Raw genomic sequence first — 19,760 nt, 5'->3', positions numbered from 1 at the left:
TCCAGGCCGGAAGCCGAGCCGGAGTTCCTTGTTTTCGCCGCAGCGGGCCGTGCAGGCACGCCCGTTACAGCCAATCTTTTTTGCGGAAAAAGTAAAACATGCCGAGACCGAGGAAAGCCATAATGACGAGCAGGACGATCGAGCCGTAACGATCGTGCATGCCGGGAATATAATCGAAGTTCATCCCGTATACTCCGGTAATAAACGTCAGGGGCATGAAGATGGTCGTGAGCGCGGTGAACACGCGCATAATTTCGTTGGCGCGGTTGGCGACGCTCGATTGATAAGCTTCTCGCAAGTTCCCCATGAGGTCCCGGTACGTCTCGAACGTTTCGTATATTTTGACGGCGTTCTCGTAAATGTCCCCGAAATATTTCTGCAATTGGACGTCGAACAGGCGAAGCTCCTTCTTGTTCAGGGCGGCAATGACGTCGCGCTGGGGACCGAGCACTTTTTTCAGCCACAAAATTTCGCTTCGCAAGCCGATGATTTCCGTCAGATGCGATTTTTTGGTGTGCATCAGAATGTCTTCTTCCAAGCTTTCGATTCGCGCTTCGATCCGGTCGCCGACGAGGAAATAGTTATCGACGACCAGGTCGACGAGGTGGTACAGCAGCCGATCGGCGCTGTTCACTTCCTCTTTCCACAAGATCGGCTTGATGGCGCGGAGCTCGTTGATTTTCTGCTTGGTGACGGTAATCAAATAATGACGCCCGAGGAACATGTTGAGCGCTCTAAGGAAAATTTCTTCGTCGTCGAACCGGATGCTGTTGATGACGATAAAATAATGGTTTTCGTACACTTCGAGCTTCGGACGCTGTTCTTCTTCCGTCAGGCAGTCCTCCACGGCCAGGTCGTGAATGCCGAACAGCGGCTGCAGATCGAGCAGGTCTTCGTTGTCCGCATCGATCCAGTAAAAGCCGTCGGAAGGCGGAATGAGCGTTTGCGTAACGTCTTCGATGGGTGTAAAAACGCCGTTTTGTACCAACCGGATTTTCATCGGAATCCGCTCCTTATGCATGCTTATTCATGCAGGGCGTTATTCCGCACGCGAACAAAGGATCAGACGGCGGAGCCGGTCCGCGAATCACCTTCTGCGGCGCTGTTGCGTCCTGCATATGCGTTCTTCAAGCTGCGACTCGGCCCAGGATGATCACCTTCCACAACCGGCTCCCCCCTTTCGACACCGCTTTTAAATCGTGTGCAATCCGTGATAAGTATAATCTTCCTCCAGGCCCCTTTCAAGAATATTTTCAGGCCGGATCGTCGTCTTGACGACAAGGGGTTTTTGGGGTACATTAATTTTAGTTTGAACAAGACAATCGAATATGATTAGCCATCTTATCAAGAGCAGGCGGAGGGACTAGCCCGATGAAGCCCGGCAACCGGCGTTCGCTGCGAACGCACGGTGCTAATTCTTGCTGGATGCGCGGCGGTTGCCGCGTTTCCGAGAGATGAGAGAGGCGCGCGTACGAGTTCCGACGACGACCCTTTCTCAAGCGAAGGGTCTTTTTTATGCCTGCTTGACGGGTGGCGTTTAATTGCAGAAGGAGGAGACCTACAATGCCGATCAAAGTGCCCGATCATCTGCCGGCTAAGGAAATTTTGGCGGGAGAAAATATTTTCGTCATGGATGAGAGCGTCGCCTTCCATCAGGATATTCGGCCGCTGAGGATTGCGATCCTCAACTTGATGCCGACGAAGGAGACGACGGAGACGCAACTGCTCCGCCTGATCGGCAACACGCCGCTGCAAGTGGAGATCGTGTTGCTGCATCCGAAGACGCACATCTCCAAAAATACGTCCGCCGAGCATTTGGCCACCTTTTACAAGACGTTTGACGAGATCGCCCACCAGCGCTACGACGGCATGATCATTACCGGCGCCCCTGTCGAGCAGCTGCCTTTCGAGGAAGTGAATTACTGGGAAGAGCTGAAGGACATCATGGATTGGAGCATTCGTAACGTGACCTCCACCTTCCATATATGCTGGGCGGCGCAGGCAGGATTATACCACCATTACGGCGTGCCCAAGTACGATCTCGAACGCAAGCTGTTCGGCGTTTTCCCCCATACGGTGACGAAGCGCAACATCAGCCTGCTCCGGGGCTTCGACGAAATCTTTTTCGTTCCGCAATCTCGCCACACCGAGGTGCGGAGGGAAGACATCGAGAAGGTGCGGGAACTGGAAATATGGTCCGAATCGGAAGAGGCGGGCGTTTATATCGCCGCTTCCAGAGACGGCAAGCAAATCTTCGTAACCGGACACTCGGAATACGATCCGCTGACGCTGAAGTGGGAGTACGACCGGGACAAAGCGAAAGGGTTGCGGATCGACGTGCCGGTCAATTATTTCCCGAGCAATGATCCGACCAAGATTCCGGTATCGAGCTGGCGGGCGCATGCCAATCTGCTGTTCTCGAACTGGTTGAACTACTACGTCTACCAGCAAACGCCTTACGACCTTGGCGCCGGCATTTGACGGGCGAGGCGCCCGCTCGCGCGAGAGCAAGGCGGGAGGCGCCTAAGCTTGGCTGCGAAGCGGCAAGAGAAACCGCTGTAAGCCGCAGATAGCGGGTTACAGCGCTGCTAACCATGCTGCAAGCCGACCATGGCAGTCTCTAATCAAGTTGTTCCTTGACCGAACGATCGCCGGACGATCGTTATCCACTACCTGATCGCAGGAGGCCCATCGAACCGATGAACATTGAAAGCCGTTTAGCCCAAATCGGATCCCAGAACGATCCTCAAACGGGAGCTGTCAGCTACCCGATCTATCACGCCACCGCGTTCCGCCATCCCCGGCTCGGGCAGAGCACGGGCTTCGACTACTCCCGAACGAAGAGCCCGACCCGGTCGGTGCTGGAAGCGGCCGTGGCCGATTTGGAGAGCGGCGACGCCGGCTTCGCCTGCAGCTCCGGAATGGCCGCGCTGACGACCATTTTTGCCTTGTTTAGCCAAGGGGATCATCTTATCGTCTCGATTGACCTGTACGGCGGCACCTACCGGCTTCTGGAGAAAATTTTGTCCCGCTACGGCATCTCGGCCTCCTATGTGGACACGAACGATATCGACGCGCTCGAAACCCACTGTACGGCCCAGACGAAAGCGGTGCTCATCGAGACGCCGACCAATCCGCTGATGATGATTACCGACCTGGAGAAGGTGGCCTCCTGGGCGAAGCGCAAAGGGCTGCTGACGATCGTCGACAACACGCTGCTGACGCCGTTCCTGCAGAGGCCGCTCGAATTAGGCGCCGACATCGTCATTCACAGCGCGACCAAATATTTGGCGGGCCATAACGATGTGCTGGCCGGCTTGATCGTCACGAAAGGCAAGGAGCTGTCCGAGCAGATGGCGTTCCTGCACAATTCCCTGGGGGCGGTGCTCGGGCCGCAGGATTCGTGGCTTTTGATGCGGGGCCTCAAGACGCTGGCGCTGCGCATGGAGCGGCATCAATTCAATTCCGTCCGCATGGCCGAGTGGCTCAAAGCCCATCCGGCCGTCGAAGAGGTGTACCATCCGGGCTTGCCGCATCACCCCGGTTACGACATTCAGCGGAAGCAAGCTTCCGGCAACACGGGCATTTTCTCTTTTAAAATGAAGGACGCCCGGACGGTCGAGCCGATCCTGCGCCATCTGAAGCTGATCGCCTTCGCGGAAAGCCTCGGCGGCGTCGAGTCGCTGCTCACGTATCCGGCCGTTCAGACGCATGCCGACATTCCGGAGGAGATCCGGCGCAAGGTGGGCGTGGACGACAAGCTGCTTCGTTTCTCGGTCGGCATCGAGCATATCGACGATCTGATCGCCGATTTGGGCGGGGCCATCGACGCGGCGCTGAAGGAAATCGAAGAGAGGTAAATCACATGAGCCAAACGAACCCGAATCACGAGGAAAAGCAGTTTGCGACGAAGCTGATTCATTTCGGCCAGGAGATCGACGAGGCGACCGGCGCCTCCAGCGTGCCGGTTTATCAGGCTTCGACGTTCCATCATTTCGATCTGGACCAGCCTCCGAAGCACGATTACAGCCGCTCCGGCAACCCGACGCGGGAAGCGCTCGAACAGTACATCGCCTTGCTGGAAGGAGGCGCGCGCGGCTTCGCGTTCGCTTCCGGCATGGCGGCCATCTCGACCGCGTTCCTGCTGCTGTCGGCCGGCGATCACGTCATTGTGACGGAGGACGTCTATGGCGGTACTTACCGCCTTCTGACGACCGTGCTGAATCGGCTGAACATCGATTCCACGTTCGTGGACATGACCGACTTCGAGCAGGTCAAAGCCGCGTTGCGGCCGAACACGAAAGCGGTGTTCCTGGAGACGCCTTCCAATCCGACGCTCAAAATTACGGACATCGCCGAGATCGCTGCCTGGGCGAAGGAGCGCGGTTTGCTGACGATGCTGGACAATACGTTCATGACGCCGTATCACCAGCGGCCGATCGAGCACGGCATCGATATCGTCATTCATAGCGCGACCAAGTTCCTCGGCGGTCACAGCGACGTGCTGGCGGGTCTGGTCGTCACGGCCGACGATTCCCTCGGGCGCCGCGTGAAGCAGCTTCAGAACGGGCTGGGCGCGGTGCTCGGCACGCAGGAAAGCTGGCTGCTGATGAGAGGCATGAAAACGCTCAAGGTGCGCATGGAAGGAAGCGAGCGGAGCGCGGCCAAGCTGGCGGAATGGCTGAGCGGCCACCCGGGCGTCGTCAAAGTCTATTACCCGGGCCTTGCCGACCATCCCCGCCGCGAGGTTCATGAGAAGCAATCGAAAGGTTACGGCGCCGTCGTCTCGTTCGACGTGGGCAGCGGAGAGCGCGCCCGCAAGCTGCTCGGCCGCGTGAAGCTGCCGCTCGTCGCCGTCAGTCTGGGCGCGGTGGAGAGCATTCTCTCGTATCCGGCCATGATGTCCCATGCTGCGATGCCTCGCGACGTCCGGCTCGCGCGCGGCATAACCGACGGCCTGGTCCGCTATTCGGTCGGCCTCGAGGATATCGACGATTTGATCCGCGATCTGGAGCAAGCGCTGGACGATTAACTGCACGAACCGACAATATTTGCTATTCAGCACGTCGACGTTCATGATACAATATCCATAATGTTCCACGACGAGGGTGGCTGATTTACTGTGAACGTCCGACTGTTGCTTGATCGCATAGCCCTGGGGGCCAAGCTGTTCTTGACCGACCGCTCGCTCAAATATTTTCCTCCGGACTTTACGTTTCGGCGTCCCTTGCTGTCTCTGCTGGACAAGCATATGAAGCGGGGCGACGAATGCTACTTGGCCCTGTTCCGCTGGGAATGTCCGGCCGCATATGCGGATATGCGGAACGATCTGCTGCCCGTCCTGCAGGAGTGGATGCGGCGGCAGCTGCGAAAGCTGCCCTCCCAGTTGGGCGACGAGCGGGATCTGATCGGCATGGACCAGTACGGTCCGCAGGAATTCGTCGTCCTGATCCGCGGGGATCGTCCGGCCGAGGACGAATTCGTCCCGGCTTCGCTTTACCGGAAGCTCGACCGTTACCGTCATGCCCTCGAGCTTGGGGCGGCGGGCGTTCTTCCCGAGCATTGGCTGCATCTGAAGCTTACCGGAACTTACGTTCCGTTGAAGTCCGTCTATCAGGAAGGCGGAACAACCGCCGAGGAACGGCTGAAGGACGCCTATCAATTCGCCCTGGCGCTGGCGACCAACCAAGTAACGCCGCAAGTCATTACGGCGCGCCGCCAATTGGACCAAATTTTGCAGAAGGGCGACATCTCCGTCCTCGCTCAGCCGATTATGAATCTGAACAACGGGGATATATTCGGCTGGGAAATTCTGACTCGAGGCCCTGCCGCGAGCGTCTTTCATTTGCCCGATCAACTGTTCCGCTTCGCCAACCAGAGCAAGCAGCTCAGCAAGCTGGAATTTCTCGTCGTCAAGCATGCGCTGGCCGAAGTCGCTTCGCGCCGCATTCGGGAACCGGTGTTCCTGAACGTAACGGCCGTAACGCTCGGTCATCCGATGTTTCTGTCCCATGTGCTGCAATGTTTGGAGAGGCATCCGGCGCTATTTCCTTCCCAGATCGTGTTCGAAATTACGGAGCGGCACGAGGTGGAAGATTTCCGGGCGATGGTCCAGACGCTGGAAAGGTTCCGCAAGTTCGGCTTCCGCTTCGCCGTCGACGACATGGGGGCGGGTTATTCCAGCCTGCAATGGATCGGCGAGCTCGTTCCCGAGCTCATTAAGATCGACCGCTCCGTCATTCAGTTCGTCGACCGGTTCGCGGTCAAGGAGAGCCTGCTCCGCGCCATCGTGACGGCGGCCCGCGAGATGAGCTGCGAGGTCGTCGCCGAAGGGGTCGAACGCGAGGAAGAAGCCGACGTGCTGTTCCGGCTCAACGTCGGAATGGGACAAGGCTATTATTTTGCCAAGCCGAACGTGCTTCTTCGGGAAGAAGAACGCGAAGCTTTCCAAGAGACGAAGGAACGGATTCAGTGCCGCCGCGATCAGGTCGCCTCTTAAGGTGACTGCGGCGGTCTTTTTGTGCTAGGATAAAGGGGATAGAAACGATCGTGCCGCAAGAAGACACGGATTCAAGGAGAGGAGAGTGCGGCGTTGAGCAACGTGGACCGTATTTTGCAGCGAGCCCTCCAAGGCGAACGGATGATGCAAGAGGACATTGTCGCGCTGTTCGAAAGCGATGAAATCGAAAAAATCGGGGATACGGCCAATCAGCTCATGCTGCGGCGGCATCCGGAACCGATCACGACGTTCGTCGTCGGACGGAACGTGAACTATACGAACATTTGCGACGTCTATTGCCGCTTCTGCGCGTTCTATCGGGCGCCCGGCTCGAAGGAGGGCTATGTGCTCCCCGACGAGACCATTTTGCAGAAAATCCAGGAAACGGCCGACGTAGGCGGCACCGAGATTTTGATGCAGGGCGGGACGAACCCGGACTTGCCGTTTACGTATTATTTGAATCTGCTTCGCAAAATCAAGGCCAGATTCCCGAACATTACGATGCATTCGTTCTCGCCGGCCGAAATTCGCAAAATGCAGGAAGTGTCGGGCGGCTTGTCGCTGGAAGAGGTCGTGCGCCAGCTGCACGAAGCCGGGCTCGATTCGCTGCCGGGCGGCGGGGCCGAAATTTTGGACGATCGCACCCGCAAAAAAATCAGCCGCCTCAAAGGCAGCTGGCGCGATTGGATGGACGTCATGACGACGGCCCACAAGGTCGGGATGACGACGACCGGCACGATGGTCATCGGTTTCGGGGAGTCGATGGAGGAGCGCGCCCTGCATCTGCTCCGCATCCGCGACGCGCAGGACGAATGTCTGAACAACGGTTATCCGTCCCGGGGCTTCCTCGCGTTCATTCCGTGGACGTTCCAGCCGGACAACACGAACCTGAAGCGGGAGAAGGCTTCGCCCGAGGAGTATTTGAAGACGCTGGCCATCAGCCGGATCGCGCTCGACAACATCGACAACTTCCAGTCTTCGTGGGTCACGATGGGACCCGAGATCGGCAAGCTGTCGCTATCCTACGGCGCCAACGACTTCGGCAGCACGATGATGGAGGAGAACGTCGTCTCCGCGGCGGGCACGACGCATAAGGTCAATATCGAGGCGTGCCTGAGAATCATTCGCGAAGCCGGGAAAATTCCCGCCCAGCGGAACACGCAATACGAGATTCTGAAAGTGTTCGACGATGTAAACGAGAAGGTCGAGCGCGACTTCATTATGCAGAACTAAATGGAACGGAGCGGCTCTCAAGCGGAGCCGCTCCGTTCCTGCTTATCCGCGGAGGCGAAAACCGTCCGGTTGCGGCCTTGCCGCTTGGCCTCGCCGAGCGCCCATTCGGCCTGGCGGAAAAACGCCTCCTTCCCCTGTCCGCTTGTATAAGTCGCCAAGCCGGCGCTAACGGTGACGCTTTGCATGAGCAACGCTTCATGGGGCAAGCCTTCGACCGATTGGCGGATCTCCTCGATTCGATCGTAAGCTTCCTGGAACGTCTGATCGATGAACAGCAGCGCGAATTCTTCGCCGCCGTAGCGGGCGGCGACATCGTGGGCGCCGATTTTCGAACGGACGATCGAGCCGATCCGGCGAATGACGTTGTCGCCCGCCTGGTGGCCGTAAGTGTCGTTCACCGATTTGAACCGATCGATGTCCAGAAGAGCCAGATGCAGGCCGGTTCCGTTCAAATTGCCTTGCTCGACGAGCCGGTCGAGAAATTCGTGAAAGGCCATATGGTTGTATGTATCCGTAAGCGCGTCGGTTTTGGAGAGCCTGTCCATCCGAATCGTTCGGACGAGCAGCTCCCGGTTCGCTTCGAAGGAGGCGCTGAGATGCGCCGTCAACTCCCGCCCGCGCAGCAACACCCCCGCCGCTACGGCGCTGAAGAGAACGAACATGCTGACGAAGCCCGCGATCGACCCGGGCGTGACGGCATGCAGCAGATCTTGGTCGAACAGGCAGAGGGCCGTAAACGAAATGGAGCTGTTCGCGAAAGCGTAAAACAGCTTCTGAAGCTGGAAGTAAAAGGTGCTCACCATGATGGGGAAAAAAAACGCAAACAGGAGGTACGTTTCATCCGGATTGAAAACAATGAGCACCACGGCTATAAGTGTTGAGGCCGAAATGAGAATGTAGTCGTGATGTCTGGGGAGAAAGCGAACGCCGGCTTCGGCCAGCAGGATGACAGCCGCGAGCAGAAGGGAAGGACGAACCATAAAGAGCCCGATAAACCGGCCGGCGTCCTGCTGCTCCATTTTCAAATAGACGAATTCCACCGCAATGGAGAGCAGCAGCACGAACCAATAGGCGAACAGGAGCAGACGGTTCCATCTGATCTGGTTGTAATCGGTCGGGAGGTTGTCGTTCATCGCAAACGCCTCGCCTTTCCGGAAGCTTATCCTCAATTTTCCATCGTGCCATTCATAAAATATACCATAACGAATCGCCGATCGTATATCCCCTTTTCGGCCACCATATAGTAAGAACAGGGGAAGCCGGAGGTGATCAGGTGAAGATGGACGAATGGACGATCATGCCGGGCACGGATCTCGCTTCCGCGCAGCGGCTGGCGGCGATGCTGAATCAACCGTTCGCCGGATTGAAGGGAAGCGGCGGGGAAGGTCCGTGGGCGCTCTCGGCGGAAGACGGCGCAATCCGCTGCTGTCTTACGATCGAGAAGGGGCGGGAGCAATTTTGCGCCAAGACGGGCGCGGCCTTGTCCGAATACATGGTGACGGAGAGGGAGCCGGCGCTGCTTCGCGCCATCATCCACAAGAAGCTCGGCATTAAGCCGGACAGCGTGGAAGCCGACGTGATGATCTCGGAAGCCATCGGGTTGCTGGACGGCGAGCCCGAATCCGAAGGGCAGACGGTCGGCCGGGGCCGAAGCAGGCGAATCCGCAAATGGGGACAGTCGTTCGCCGCGTATTTGAAGGACAAGGCCGTTTTGCATTTGGAAGGCTTCATCCGGTTCAGGTTAAAGGATTACGAGGCCGAAGTTCGGGAAGCGGCGGAGACGGCCGTCGAGGAAAGGCTGATGGAACGGCAGTATCAGGAATTCGTCACGCTGCTTCAAGCCATGGTCGAATGGCAGGAGGTTCGCGTGCCGGCCGTTCATTTGCTTCATTCCGGGGGACATGCCTTCCGGCTCCTCGACGACAAGATGCGCCCGCTCGACAGGGAAGCGGAGACGTTTGCGGTTTTGCCCGCAACGCCCGGGGGGAGCGTGGACGAGCAGGAGGAGGAGAGCTTGCTCGTCAGCAAGCTGCTGGCGGCCTCGCCTCGGCACCTGTACATTCATACGCGGGAGCCCGAAGCCCAAGTGATTCGCACGCTGCTCGGCATCTTCGGAGACCGGGCCGCCTTATGCCCGGACATGCCGACGTGAGACGGAGCGCCCGCGGCTTGACGGAACGAAGCGTCAAACGTTATAATTTCGTTAATTAGCCTTGAGTAATCCCGGAGTTCGACAGGCTTGGCGTCGGCTCCCCCATAAAGTAACAGCGATGAGAAAGCCACCGATGCCCGTTATGGACGGCCCAGAGAGAGGAACCCCGGCTGAAAGTTCCTTCCGGTACCGACAGGCATTGACCCCTTTCGAGCTGCAGCGCAGAACCCGTTCTCTCCTCTCCAAGAGCGGCTGAGACGTCATTAGGCGCTGCCGGATCATGACCGTTACTCATGCCTGAGAATCGGCTTGAATTGGCTTCAAGCCGGTTGAAGAAGGGTGGAACCACGAGAAGCGAACGTACGAGCACTCGTCCCTGCGGGGACGGTGCTTTTTTTGTTTGTCGGGGATTACTCGGGAGAAGGCGACTTATCACAGGGAGGCATTGCGCACAATGGCACTGCAAATCAAGCTTCCGGACGGCTCCGTCCGGGAATATGCCGCTGGAACCACCGTTGCGGACGTGGCCGGCTCGATCAGCCAGGGACTGAAAAAAAACGCCGTCGCCGGCAAAGTGAACGGCAAGGTCGTCGATTTGAATACGGAGCTTACGGAAGACGCTTCGCTTGAAATTTTGACGCTCGATTCTCCGGAAGGCCTGGAAGTGATGCGGCACAGCACGGCGCACTTGATGGCGCAGGCGATCAAGCGCCTGTACGGCAACAAGAGCGTCAAGCTCGGCATCGGGCCGGTCATCGAGGACGGCTTCTACTACGACATCGATATGGAGCGTTCGATTACGCCGGAAGATCTCGCGGACATCGAGAAGGAGATGGAGAAGATCGTCAAGGAAGATCTTCCGATCGTCCGCCGCGTCGTCTCGCGGGAGGAGGCGCTTCGCATTTACCGCGAGCTGGAAGATCCGCTGAAGATCGAATTGATCGAAGGCTTGCCGGAAGACGCCGTCATTACGATTTACGACCAGGGCGAATTTTTCGATTTGTGCCGCGGGCCGCATCTTCCTTCGACCGGGCGGATCAAGGCGTTCAAGCTGCTGAGCGTGGCGGGCGCCTACTGGCGCGGCGACAGCAAAAACAAAATGCTCCAGCGCATCTACGGCACCGCGTTCGCCAAGAAGTCGCAGCTTGACGAACACCTTCATTTCCTGGAAGAAGCGAAGAAGCGCGACCACCGTAAGCTGGGCAAGGAGCTCGGCATGTTTACGTTCTCCCGCGAGGTCGGTCAAGGGCTGCCCCTCTGGCTTCCGAACGGGGCCAAGCTGCGCCGGACGCTGGAGCGCTATATCGTCGATCTGGAAGAGAAGCTGGGCTATCTGCATGTCTATACGCCCGTTTTGGCCAACGTGGAGCTCTACAAAATTTCCGGCCACTGGGAGCATTACAAGGACGACATGTTCCCGCCGATGGCGCTCGACAACGAAGAACTCGTGCTGCGCCCGATGAACTGCCCGCATCATATGATGGTTTACAAGAGCGAAATGCGCAGCTACCGGGACTTGCCGATGCGCATCGCCGAGCTGGGCATGATGCACCGGTACGAAATGTCCGGGGCTCTTACCGGCCTGCATCGCGTCCGCGCCATGACGCTGAACGACTCTCATATTTTCTGCCGGATGGATCAGATCAAAGAGGAGTTTACCCGCGTCGTTCAGTTGATTCAGCGCGTGTACGAGGATTTCGGCATCAAGGAATACCGCTTCCGCCTGTCTTACCGCGATCCGCAGGATAAAGAGAAATATTGGCCGGACGACGAAATGTGGGAGACGACGCAGCGGATGCTTCGCGAAGTGGTCGAGGAACTCGGCCTGCCGTTCTTCGAGGCGGAAGGCGAAGCCGCCTTCTACGGTCCGAAGCTGGATGTTCAGGTGAAGACCGCGCTCGGCAAGGAAGAGACGCTGTCCACCGCGCAGATCGACGTCCTGCTGCCGGAGCGGTTCGAGCTCGAATACGTCGGCGACGACGGCAAGAAGCATCGTCCGGTCGTCATTCACCGCGGCATTATCAGCACGATGGAGCGGATGACCGCCTTCCTGCTTGAAAACTTCGCGGGAGCGTTGCCGCTGTGGCTGTCTCCGGTTCAGGCGAAGGTCATTCCGGTCAGCCTCGCTTACGAGAGCTATGCCCGCGAACTGACCGAGAAGCTGCAGGCAGCCGGGGTTCGCGTCGAGAACGATCTGCGCAACGAGAAGATGGGCTACAAAATCCGCGAAGCGCAGCTGGAGAAAATTCCGTATATGCTGATCGTCGGCGAGAACGAAGCCGCGAGCGGCACCGTCTCGGTCCGCCGCCGCGGCGAAGGCGACATCGGCGTCCAGCCGGTCGCCGAATTTATCGCCCGCGTGACGCAGGAGATCGCCGCCAAGCGTATCGATTGACGATTCGCCGTTCCGCATAAAGCTTGCCGGCATGGGGCACCCTTCCGTACAGGGGAGTGTGCGACTATGTCAGCAAGCTTTTTCATCATGCCCAAACGCTTCGGCCGCAGATGGATCGTGCTGCCGGCATTGCTCGCTCTGATCGGTCCCGCGGACGCCGAAGCGTTCGGGGAACGCGAATCGGCCGGCGCTTCGGTCTTCGGAACGCCGTCCGGCATCGTAGCTGCGCCTGTCGTCCGATCCGCCCATACGTCTGAGGCCGCTTCCGGCGCGAAGAAGGAGGCAGGGGCAGCGGAATCGCGCTCCGCTTCGAGCTTCTCCGTCGCCGGGCAGACGATCAGGGTCGTCGCGACCGGCTACACGGCCGGCGTGGAATCGACGGGCAAGCGGCCGGGACATCCGCTATACGGCATAACTTACTCCGGAGTTAAAGTTCGCAGGGGGAAAATATCGACGATCGCGGCGGACCCGAAGCTGTTCCCGATCGGGACGGTGCTGTACATTCCCGGCTACGGCTACGGCATCGTGGCGGACACCGGCTCCCGGATCAAGGGCAAAAAGATCGATCTCTACTTTCCGTCCAAAAAACAGGTGTTCCGGGAGTGGGGCAAGCGCACGGTGGACGTTCGAGTCATCCGCAGAGGCACCGGCAAAGTAACGGAGACGATGCTCGATTCCATTAGCGACGTCATTGCGGCTCAGAACGGAAAACCGTGGACGGGTTAGATTTGTCGTATTTTTCCTATTATGTGGAAAATATTCTCTTTTGATGTCGTTTGTGCTACAATGGTCGAAGACTCATACGTTTTCTCCAAGGAGTGACCTCTCTGCAATGACGTACTTCCTTCGAGATTCCGAATCTTCGGACCGCATGAACCTGGAAGAAGACACACTAGACGAACTATACAAACAGATGGTGCGGGTAGTCCGTCACAAGTTGCATTGCAAAAGCGATGTTGGAGACGTCGTTCAGGAAGCCTGGGTGCGCATCTTGGAGAAAATGGATACGCTTCGCGAATCGGACAAGCTAATCCCCTGGGCCAAGACGATCGCTTCCAATCTGGCGTCCAACGCCAATCGTGCGAGGCGCATTTTGTCCTCCTACGACAGCGCGGAAAACTATGAATCCGTCTCGAAGTCGGGAGCGAATCCGGAACTGATGACGGAACTGTCGGACCTGCTCGGACGGCTGGACCCGACGACGAGAACGCTGCTTTTGTACAAATTTTATTACGGGTTCAAGGACGACGAGATTGCGGCCACGCTCGATTTGCCGGTCGGGACGATCAAGTCCCGCATCCATCGCGGAAGGGAACGGCTAAAGGCCCAGCAGGAGGAAGACCCGACAACGAAGTGACGGACGGCCGTATGATTTCCGAATAGATGGAAGGGACGCAAGAGGGACCTGACGGTCCTTCTTTTCTTTTGGCGAAATGAAGCGTATAACGGCCGGGACGCAGCGGAGCGCTTGGGGGAGTCGTTAGGGTATCCGAAGAGGCCAAACATGCCGCGGCAGTGTGTCACCGTCTCGGTGCCGCTTGTCGGAGCGGATCGCCGCCGATCGGGGGCGTCGGAATCGACATTGTCGTATCCAACTAAAAATACCTTACATAAAAGTTCTCAAAACGGTCTTTTTCCTGTACAATATATGTAGTTGTCATGAAAGTTAACAGGAATAGACAGGTGATATCTCATGAATGAACCGGCGAATTCCGTTCCTGCGGCGAACGTTTCTTCCAAACGCCGAAGCGCAGAGGTGTACTCGTTCCTGGAATCGCTAATTGAGAAACGGCAGCAGGAGATCGCGGAAATCGAACAAATGGTCGAGCGTTACGAGCGCCGGGTTCGTATGGAAGAGCAGGCTTACCGGACGATGTCGCCCATTCGTCGAATGCTCGCCGGCAAGAAGCCCCCTCACCACGTGGCTGTCGAATACATTCATTACGTGAAGAAGCCGATGGAGAAGGCCAGGCTTCTGCGCGCGGAGATCGCCAAATATCGCGAGATGCTGAACGGCACGGTGCCGATCGACATCTCCGATCTATAGATCCAAGCATAAGCTCCCCTCCTCGGGAGGCTTTTTTTGTACGAAGCCGGGTTCGGCTCATTTGTAAAAATTTGGATATCCAACTGATAACGATCCGTCTCGCCGGGCAGCTTGCTGCTGGAATTCGGGGGCGTGTGCCGGCCAGGAGAGGCTTGGCTTGGAATGCACCGAGGAGGCTCAGCCGTTGAGCCTCTTTGGAGCGTATACGGCGGAAATGGCCAAAGAAGCTCAATCTTTGAGCCTCTTTGGAGCGTATGCGGCGAAAATAGCGAAAGAGGCTCAATATTTGAGCCTCTTTGGAGCGTATATGGCGGAAATGGCCAAAGAAGCTCAATCTTTGAGCCTCTTTGGAGCGTATACGGCGGAAATGGCCAAAGAAGCTCAATCTTTGAGCCTCTTTGGAGCGTATACGGCGAAAATAGCGAAAGAGGCTCAATCTTTGAGCCTCTTTCGTGTGTGTGCGGTTTGTTGGCTCGCATCCGGTCGATGGAGCATTCTCCGCACAGCTTCTTAGCCCCGCAAGCTTGCCCTCAGCCGGCCATTCGGTCGTGCGCGGCGCATTTGTCCGAGCAGTAGCCGGCATGCTCCGCTTCGCACTCTTCGCAGCAAATGTGCTGCAGGTGGCAGGTGTCGTCGGCGCAGTTGATGTAGCGGTCGGCCGGCTTGCCGCAGTGATGGCACCGCCCGACGACGACGTCCTCGTCCGTATGGTTGATTCGCACCGAGATGCGCTCGTCGAACACGTAGCACTTGCCGTCGAACAAGCGGCCTTTGACTTCCTCGTCCTTGCCGTACGTGACGATGCCGCCATCCAGCTGGTACACTTCCTTGAAGCCTTCCCGAAGCAGAAATCCGCTCAACTTCTCGCAGCGAATGCCGCCGGTGCAATACGTCAGCACCGGTTTGTCTTTAAGCTCGCTCATATTTTGGCGAATCCACTCGGGGAATTCCCGGAAGCTATCCACGTCCGGACGGATGGCGCCCCGGAAATGGCCGAGATCGTATTCGTAACCGTTGCGCCCGTCGAGCACGATCACGTCGTCCCGCTGCAAATATTCGTGGAACTGCTTCGGACTGAGCCGGGTGCCGCTGATGACGTTCGGATCGAGCTCTTCCTCGTCGAACCGCAGCGTGACGAGCTCCTTCTTGTACCGGACGAACATCTTCTTGAACGCGTGGCCTTCCGCTTCGTCGATTTTAAAGACGATATCCGCGAACAACGGATTGGCGCGAAGGTCGCGCATGTACGTTTCGGTCTGTTCGTACGTGCCCGACAGCGTGCCGTTGATCCCTTCGTTCGCGACGAGGATGCGGCCCTTGACGCCGAGCTCTTTGCAATAGGCCAGGTGGTCCTTGGCGAACTGCTCGGCATCGGGGAGGTTGACGTATTTATAGAAAAGCAAAACGCGGTATGGTTGTTTCGCATCCATGATGCTCTCACCTTCTTCGATTGTCATTCGGATAAACCGCCTATAAGTATATCACATTTGGCGCGAAGGAGAGGAAGCGAACGTCTGGAAAGCCGACCGAAAAACGAAGGGCCGCCCCGTCGGTCCAACGATCTGCAGGGGCGGCCTTTTGCCGGCTGACGCTCGGTTTACCACGCTTTGAAAACGTCGGAAACGTTGATGTTCGGGCCCGCATTCGCTCCCGCCGCCGAACCCGAGCCCGAGCCGTACGGCGGACTCGCGGCATTCAATTTATCCGAAGACGGCGACGGCGCCACGGTCTCCGCTTCTTGCGTTTGCGCAAGCTTCGCGGCGCTTTCTTTGTCTTCCATTTTACTCATCCCCTGGAAGAAGCCGCCGGATTCGATCGTCAGCTCCGAAGCGCTAAGGTTGCCGAACAGGTGCCCCGTCGATTTGATCGTCAGTTTGCCCTTGGCGGTGACGTTGCCGTGGACTTTGCCGGCCAGCACGATGTTGCGCGCCGATACGTTCGACTTGGCCACTCCGTTCTCTCCGATAATGACGTCGCCTTCGCAATCGACGTCGCCCGTCACTTCGCCTTCCAGCCGGATGCTGGCCCGGGATTTGATTTTGCCCTCGAACGTGCTTCCTTCTCCGATTAGCGTATCGGTCATGCCCGGATCGATTTTCGTTTTTTTTGCAAACATCAATTATTCACCGACCTTTCTCGTAGCTTTGAGATACGTTCTCGGATCGCTCGGCTCGCCGTTCAGCACGACCTCGTAATGCAGATGCGGGCCCGTGCTCCTTCCGGTCGAGCCGAGTTCGCCGATAACATCCCCTTTCTCGACCTTGTCCCCAACCTGGGCGATCAGCCTGCTCAGATGCATGTACCGCGTCCGGATGCCGTTCCCGTGATCGATCGTGATGTTGTTCCCTTCGGCCGAATCCCGCCCGGAATGAACGACGACGCCGTCCGCGGCCGCATAGACTTCGTCTCCGACGCTGCCCGCGATGTCGATGCCCGCGTGAAACCTCGCTTTCCCGGTGAACGGGTCTTTCCGAACGCCGAACAAAGACGTAATCCTGCGGTTGTCCGTCGGCCAGATGGTCGGAGTCGTTCGCAGCGCCTTCTGCGCTGCTGCGACGGCGGCCTTCGTCTGCTCGAGACGTTGTTTCAGCTGTTCGAGCTGAGGGCCCAGCGCCGCAAGATCGGTTCGCGTGGACGTCGTCAAAGCGGTCATCTCCGCGTCGGTAACGGGCAGGTCTTCGCCGCCCATCCCGCCGTCCGACGGGTCGCCGTCTTCGACCAGCCCGTCCACAGCCTCGGCGCCTCCGGCATCGCCTTTGGACGAACCGGAAGAAGGAAGGCCGACCATATTCTTCACCTGATTTTCCAGCTTGTCGACTTCATCCATTTTCCGCTGGATCGACTTTGCTTGCTCCGACAGTCCGGCCACTTGCGTCTGCAGCGATTCGATGCTGTCGTTCTTGTCCGCCAGCATTCGTTCGTAGCGGGAAGAGGAATCCGACAGCTTGTGCCGAAGCGAGCTGATCGAACCGGCGCTGTTGTGATAAAGAAGATATAAATAAATAACGGAAAGGGCGAGGATGAGAAAAAGGATGGGAATAAACACAAGCACGACGGCGGATATATGGACCCGCTTAACCGAACTGTTCGCGTCCGGAATGATCACGAACGTGAACCGTTTCTTGCTCCACTTCATGTCTGGCCTCCTGGTCTATGAGCAGCATCGTCAAGAAATAGGGGTTCGACGCCATGGGACAAAATTCCTTTAAACTCGGAAAAACTTTCAAAAAAACAATCGCTAAAAGAGGAATTTGTCGGACGAAGTCGAAAAGCTAGAGGTATATGGTATTAATTTGGATACTCATACCGTTTACAGGAGGAAGATCATGATTAGATTAGCAGGCATCGACATCGGGAACGATAGTGTCAAATTGGTCGTAAACGGCCAAGGCGAGCCGACGATCATCCCGAACGTCGTGTCGCCCGGGTACGAGAGACTGGTTCTTCAGGAGGAAGATTCGCCGCTGAAGGCGCTGGACGTCATGGTTTACAGCCCGAAGCTCAGGAAAAAGAGCGCCCGTTATTTCGTCGGCTTGATCGCCTCCGAAGACCCCGACAATTCCGAACAGGAAGAGACCGACAACAAAGCGACGAGCGACCAGTCGCTGATCGTCGCTTTGACCGCTCTCGCCTATGCAAGCGTAACGGGACCGAGCGTCCCCCGGGAACCCGGCCAGACGACCGAGGAAGCGGAATATGTCATCGGAACCGGGCTGCCCGTCCGCGCCTACGCGAGATACCACCAGACGTTCGAAGAGCGGCTCGTAGGCGAGCACGAGGTAACGTTCCTGTCGACGCCGAAGCTGCGCGGACGGACGGTGCGGCTCTTCATCCGCCGGGCGATCGTCTCTGTCGAGGGGGCTGCGGCGCTGTTCAACATGGCGACCCACGACAATCTGCAAGTGCGGGACGAAGAGCTTTATTACGGCTGCATCGGCATATGCGAGATGGGCGCGCTGACGACCGACTTCCCGGTCGTGAACCGGATGAGCATCGACAATCAGTTCAGCACCGGCGAACAGCTCGGCCTCGCTTCATATTTGGATTCGATCGTGCGCGACGTCGAGGATCAGTTCGGGTACCGGTTCCCCAGCCGGACCAAATTGGTCCAGCGGATTCGCCGGAACGAGTATTTGATCCAGCGGGTCGGCGAAGGGCAAGCGGACATTCGTCCGATTGTCGACGCCTACTTCAACCGGGCCGCGCAGAAGATCGTCGACCTGATCCGCAAGCGGTGGAAGAAGTACCCGGACATCCAATGCTTCTACGTGTTGGGCGGCGGCGCGGCGGCCCTCAAGCCGTACATTCTGGAAGCGGCCGACACGATGCGGCTCCGCTTCGTCGAGAACAGCGAGCTGCAGAACGTATACGGCTACTTGAAGCTGGCCAAAAACAAAATGAGCCAGCTGGAAGCCGGCTCGCTTTGACAGACGCGTGCAAATAAAGCCCCAAGGCCGCTCGGGCCTTGGGGCTTCTTGTCCGCAGAAGAATAAACGATTTCTTGCGCTTCTGACGTCGCCGTCAGAACGTTCCCGACGGGAACGTTGATGAGCCAAATATCGATAGGCCGAAAAAAAGCGGCCCGCGTCCTTGCCGCGCGAGCCTCAAAATCTATATATCAGAAGGGGTCGTGAGAACATCATAGCCCCCGATCCTTAGCCTAAACTGAGTGCAACGTTAATTTTTCATTAAAATGAGAGCTTGATCGATTTTTTTACGATCGGATACAGCCATTTCACTCCGCCAGGCGTCAGCGTATCGGCGACCAGGTGGGACAGATAGCCTGCGGTGGCCGCAGCGCCCAATCCTTCGACATGGAGCTGGCGTTCGAACGCGGCCGCGATGAACGCCCAGGCGAGTGCGGCCCATACCGTATGGGTAAGGCCCCGATGGTTCAGCCACGGCGCCCAGGCGACGAAGACGCCGAGTCCGATCAGGCCGGTCGAATGAGAGCGCCATCCCGCGTACAACAGCCCGACGCCGCAAAGACTGACCAGCGCGTTGCGCACGGCGCCTTCCTTCAGAATGAGACCGAGCAGCACGAGCCCGATGCCGCCCGCGGCGAGCGCCGGATAATTCGGGTTGCCCGCGGAATACAGCCAGCCGCCCGCGCCGAGCGCGAGCAAGCCGAGCCAAAGGGCGGATTCCCGAATCCGGTGCGACACTTTGCCGAGCTTGCTGCTCAGCATGTTCGTTCCGTCGAGATCGGCGCTTATCGCCGAGAAGGCGGAAGCCGCGACGTAATAAGCGGCATGCACCGGGTCGAACGGGTAATAGATCGAGGCGGCGATTCCGATCGCCGTTCCGATCGCGAGATGGGTGGATCCTTTCATGCGCCCTCCTTGGAGACGGACGGGATGCCGGACAGGGGCGCCGGCATCCCGAACGTATGTTTGCTCGACCATTATACACGGTTTGGCAAACGGCCGCAAAC

18 protein-coding genes and 1 riboswitch are annotated in these 19,760 nt (G+C 57.9%); of the genes, 12 read left to right on the top strand and 6 right to left on the bottom strand.

Annotated features, from left to right (window positions below):
* Nucleotides 1-64: 64 nt before the first annotated feature.
* A complete protein-coding gene (gene corA / locus G485_RS0104830; RefSeq protein ID WP_027091621.1) occupies nucleotides 65-1,000 on the bottom strand; it encodes a magnesium/cobalt transporter CorA in 936 nt (311 codons plus the stop codon).
* 338 nt (nucleotides 1,001-1,338) lie between these two features.
* Nucleotides 1,339-1,461, top strand: a riboswitch (SAM riboswitch).
* Nucleotides 1,462-1,563: 102 nt separating this feature from the next.
* Between corA and metA the strand changes: the two genes are divergently transcribed.
* The 5 genes from metA (at nucleotide 1,564) to mqnC (ending at nucleotide 7,732) form a co-directional block, all read left to right on the top strand.
* Entirely contained in the window at nucleotides 1,564-2,481 is a 918-nt protein-coding gene (gene metA, locus G485_RS0104825) for a homoserine O-acetyltransferase MetA (protein ID WP_027091620.1), read from the top strand.
* A gap of 218 nt (nucleotides 2,482-2,699) precedes the next feature.
* Entirely contained in the window at nucleotides 2,700-3,860 is a 1,161-nt protein-coding gene (locus tag G485_RS0104820) for an aminotransferase class I/II-fold pyridoxal phosphate-dependent enzyme (RefSeq protein ID WP_027091619.1), read from the top strand.
* 5 nt (nucleotides 3,861-3,865) lie between these two features.
* Nucleotides 3,866-5,032 (top strand): trans-sulfuration enzyme family protein, encoded by a 1,167-nt coding sequence (locus G485_RS0104815; RefSeq protein WP_027091618.1) that lies wholly within the window; start codon nucleotides 3,866-3,868, stop codon nucleotides 5,030-5,032.
* A 90-nt stretch (nucleotides 5,033-5,122) separates the two neighbouring features.
* The gene (locus G485_RS0104810) at nucleotides 5,123-6,499 is read left to right on the top strand and encodes an EAL domain-containing protein (protein WP_027091617.1); all 1,377 of its coding nucleotides are present in this window, start codon (nucleotides 5,123-5,125) and stop codon (nucleotides 6,497-6,499) included.
* 93 nt (nucleotides 6,500-6,592) lie between these two features.
* Entirely contained in the window at nucleotides 6,593-7,732 is a 1,140-nt protein-coding gene (mqnC, locus tag G485_RS0104805) for a cyclic dehypoxanthinyl futalosine synthase (protein ID WP_027091616.1), read from the top strand.
* Nucleotides 7,733-7,749: 17 nt separating this feature from the next.
* Here mqnC and G485_RS25115 read toward each other — a convergent pair whose 3' ends face one another.
* On the bottom strand, nucleotides 7,750-8,865 hold the full coding sequence (locus G485_RS25115) for a GGDEF domain-containing protein (RefSeq protein WP_051318029.1): 1,116 nt from the start codon (nucleotides 8,863-8,865) through the stop codon (nucleotides 7,750-7,752).
* A 146-nt stretch (nucleotides 8,866-9,011) separates the two neighbouring features.
* On the opposite strand from G485_RS25115, the gene ytxC reads away from it, so the two are divergent.
* The 6 genes from ytxC (at nucleotide 9,012) to G485_RS0104770 (ending at nucleotide 14,840) form a co-directional block, all read left to right on the top strand.
* Entirely contained in the window at nucleotides 9,012-9,884 is an 873-nt protein-coding gene (gene ytxC / locus G485_RS25110) for a putative sporulation protein YtxC (protein WP_051318028.1), read from the top strand.
* 454 nt (nucleotides 9,885-10,338) lie between these two features.
* On the top strand, nucleotides 10,339-12,279 hold the full coding sequence (thrS, locus tag G485_RS0104790) for a threonine--tRNA ligase (RefSeq protein WP_027091615.1): 1,941 nt from the start codon (nucleotides 10,339-10,341) through the stop codon (nucleotides 12,277-12,279).
* 66 nt (nucleotides 12,280-12,345) lie between these two features.
* Nucleotides 12,346-13,005 (top strand): 3D domain-containing protein, encoded by a 660-nt coding sequence (locus tag G485_RS31200; protein ID WP_276203336.1) that lies wholly within the window; start codon nucleotides 12,346-12,348, stop codon nucleotides 13,003-13,005.
* A 106-nt stretch (nucleotides 13,006-13,111) separates the two neighbouring features.
* Nucleotides 13,112-13,636: an RNA polymerase sigma factor gene (locus tag G485_RS0104780; RefSeq protein ID WP_027091614.1), complete on the top strand. Its 525-nt coding sequence runs from the start codon at nucleotides 13,112-13,114 to the stop codon at nucleotides 13,634-13,636.
* Between the two features lie 336 nt (nucleotides 13,637-13,972).
* On the top strand, nucleotides 13,973-14,326 hold the full coding sequence (locus tag G485_RS0104775; protein ID WP_027091613.1) for a hypothetical protein: 354 nt from the start codon (nucleotides 13,973-13,975) through the stop codon (nucleotides 14,324-14,326).
* 157 nt (nucleotides 14,327-14,483) lie between these two features.
* The gene (locus tag G485_RS0104770) at nucleotides 14,484-14,840 is read left to right on the top strand and encodes a nucleoporin (RefSeq protein WP_027091612.1); all 357 of its coding nucleotides are present in this window, start codon (nucleotides 14,484-14,486) and stop codon (nucleotides 14,838-14,840) included.
* A 16-nt stretch (nucleotides 14,841-14,856) separates the two neighbouring features.
* Here G485_RS0104770 and trhO read toward each other — a convergent pair whose 3' ends face one another.
* From trhO to G485_RS0104755, 3 genes are all read right to left on the bottom strand, one after another.
* Entirely contained in the window at nucleotides 14,857-15,756 is a 900-nt protein-coding gene (trhO, locus tag G485_RS0104765; protein ID WP_027091611.1) for an oxygen-dependent tRNA uridine(34) hydroxylase TrhO, read from the bottom strand.
* A gap of 167 nt (nucleotides 15,757-15,923) precedes the next feature.
* Nucleotides 15,924-16,442, bottom strand: coding sequence for a bactofilin family protein (locus tag G485_RS25100; protein WP_084423111.1), 519 nt, complete (start codon nucleotides 16,440-16,442; stop codon nucleotides 15,924-15,926).
* A gap of 3 nt (nucleotides 16,443-16,445) precedes the next feature.
* Complete coding sequence (locus G485_RS0104755; RefSeq protein WP_027091610.1) at nucleotides 16,446-17,462, bottom strand: M23 family metallopeptidase; 1,017 nt, start codon at nucleotides 17,460-17,462, stop codon at nucleotides 16,446-16,448.
* A 190-nt stretch (nucleotides 17,463-17,652) separates the two neighbouring features.
* Between G485_RS0104755 and G485_RS0104750 the strand changes: the two genes are divergently transcribed.
* Entirely contained in the window at nucleotides 17,653-18,753 is a 1,101-nt protein-coding gene (locus tag G485_RS0104750) for a ParM/StbA family protein (protein ID WP_027091609.1), read from the top strand.
* Nucleotides 18,754-19,014: 261 nt separating this feature from the next.
* Here G485_RS0104750 and G485_RS0104745 read toward each other — a convergent pair whose 3' ends face one another.
* Nucleotides 19,015-19,659 (bottom strand): metal-dependent hydrolase, encoded by a 645-nt coding sequence (locus G485_RS0104745; RefSeq protein ID WP_027091608.1) that lies wholly within the window; start codon nucleotides 19,657-19,659, stop codon nucleotides 19,015-19,017.
* Nucleotides 19,660-19,760 lie beyond the last annotated feature (101 nt).

The organism is Cohnella thermotolerans DSM 17683, from assembly GCF_000429825.1.
In the GTDB taxonomy this organism is placed as follows: domain Bacteria; phylum Bacillota; class Bacilli; order Paenibacillales; family Paenibacillaceae; genus Cohnella; species Cohnella thermotolerans.
Note: the sequence above shows the minus strand (reverse complement) of the source record. Positions and strands in the feature narration are given on the sequence as shown.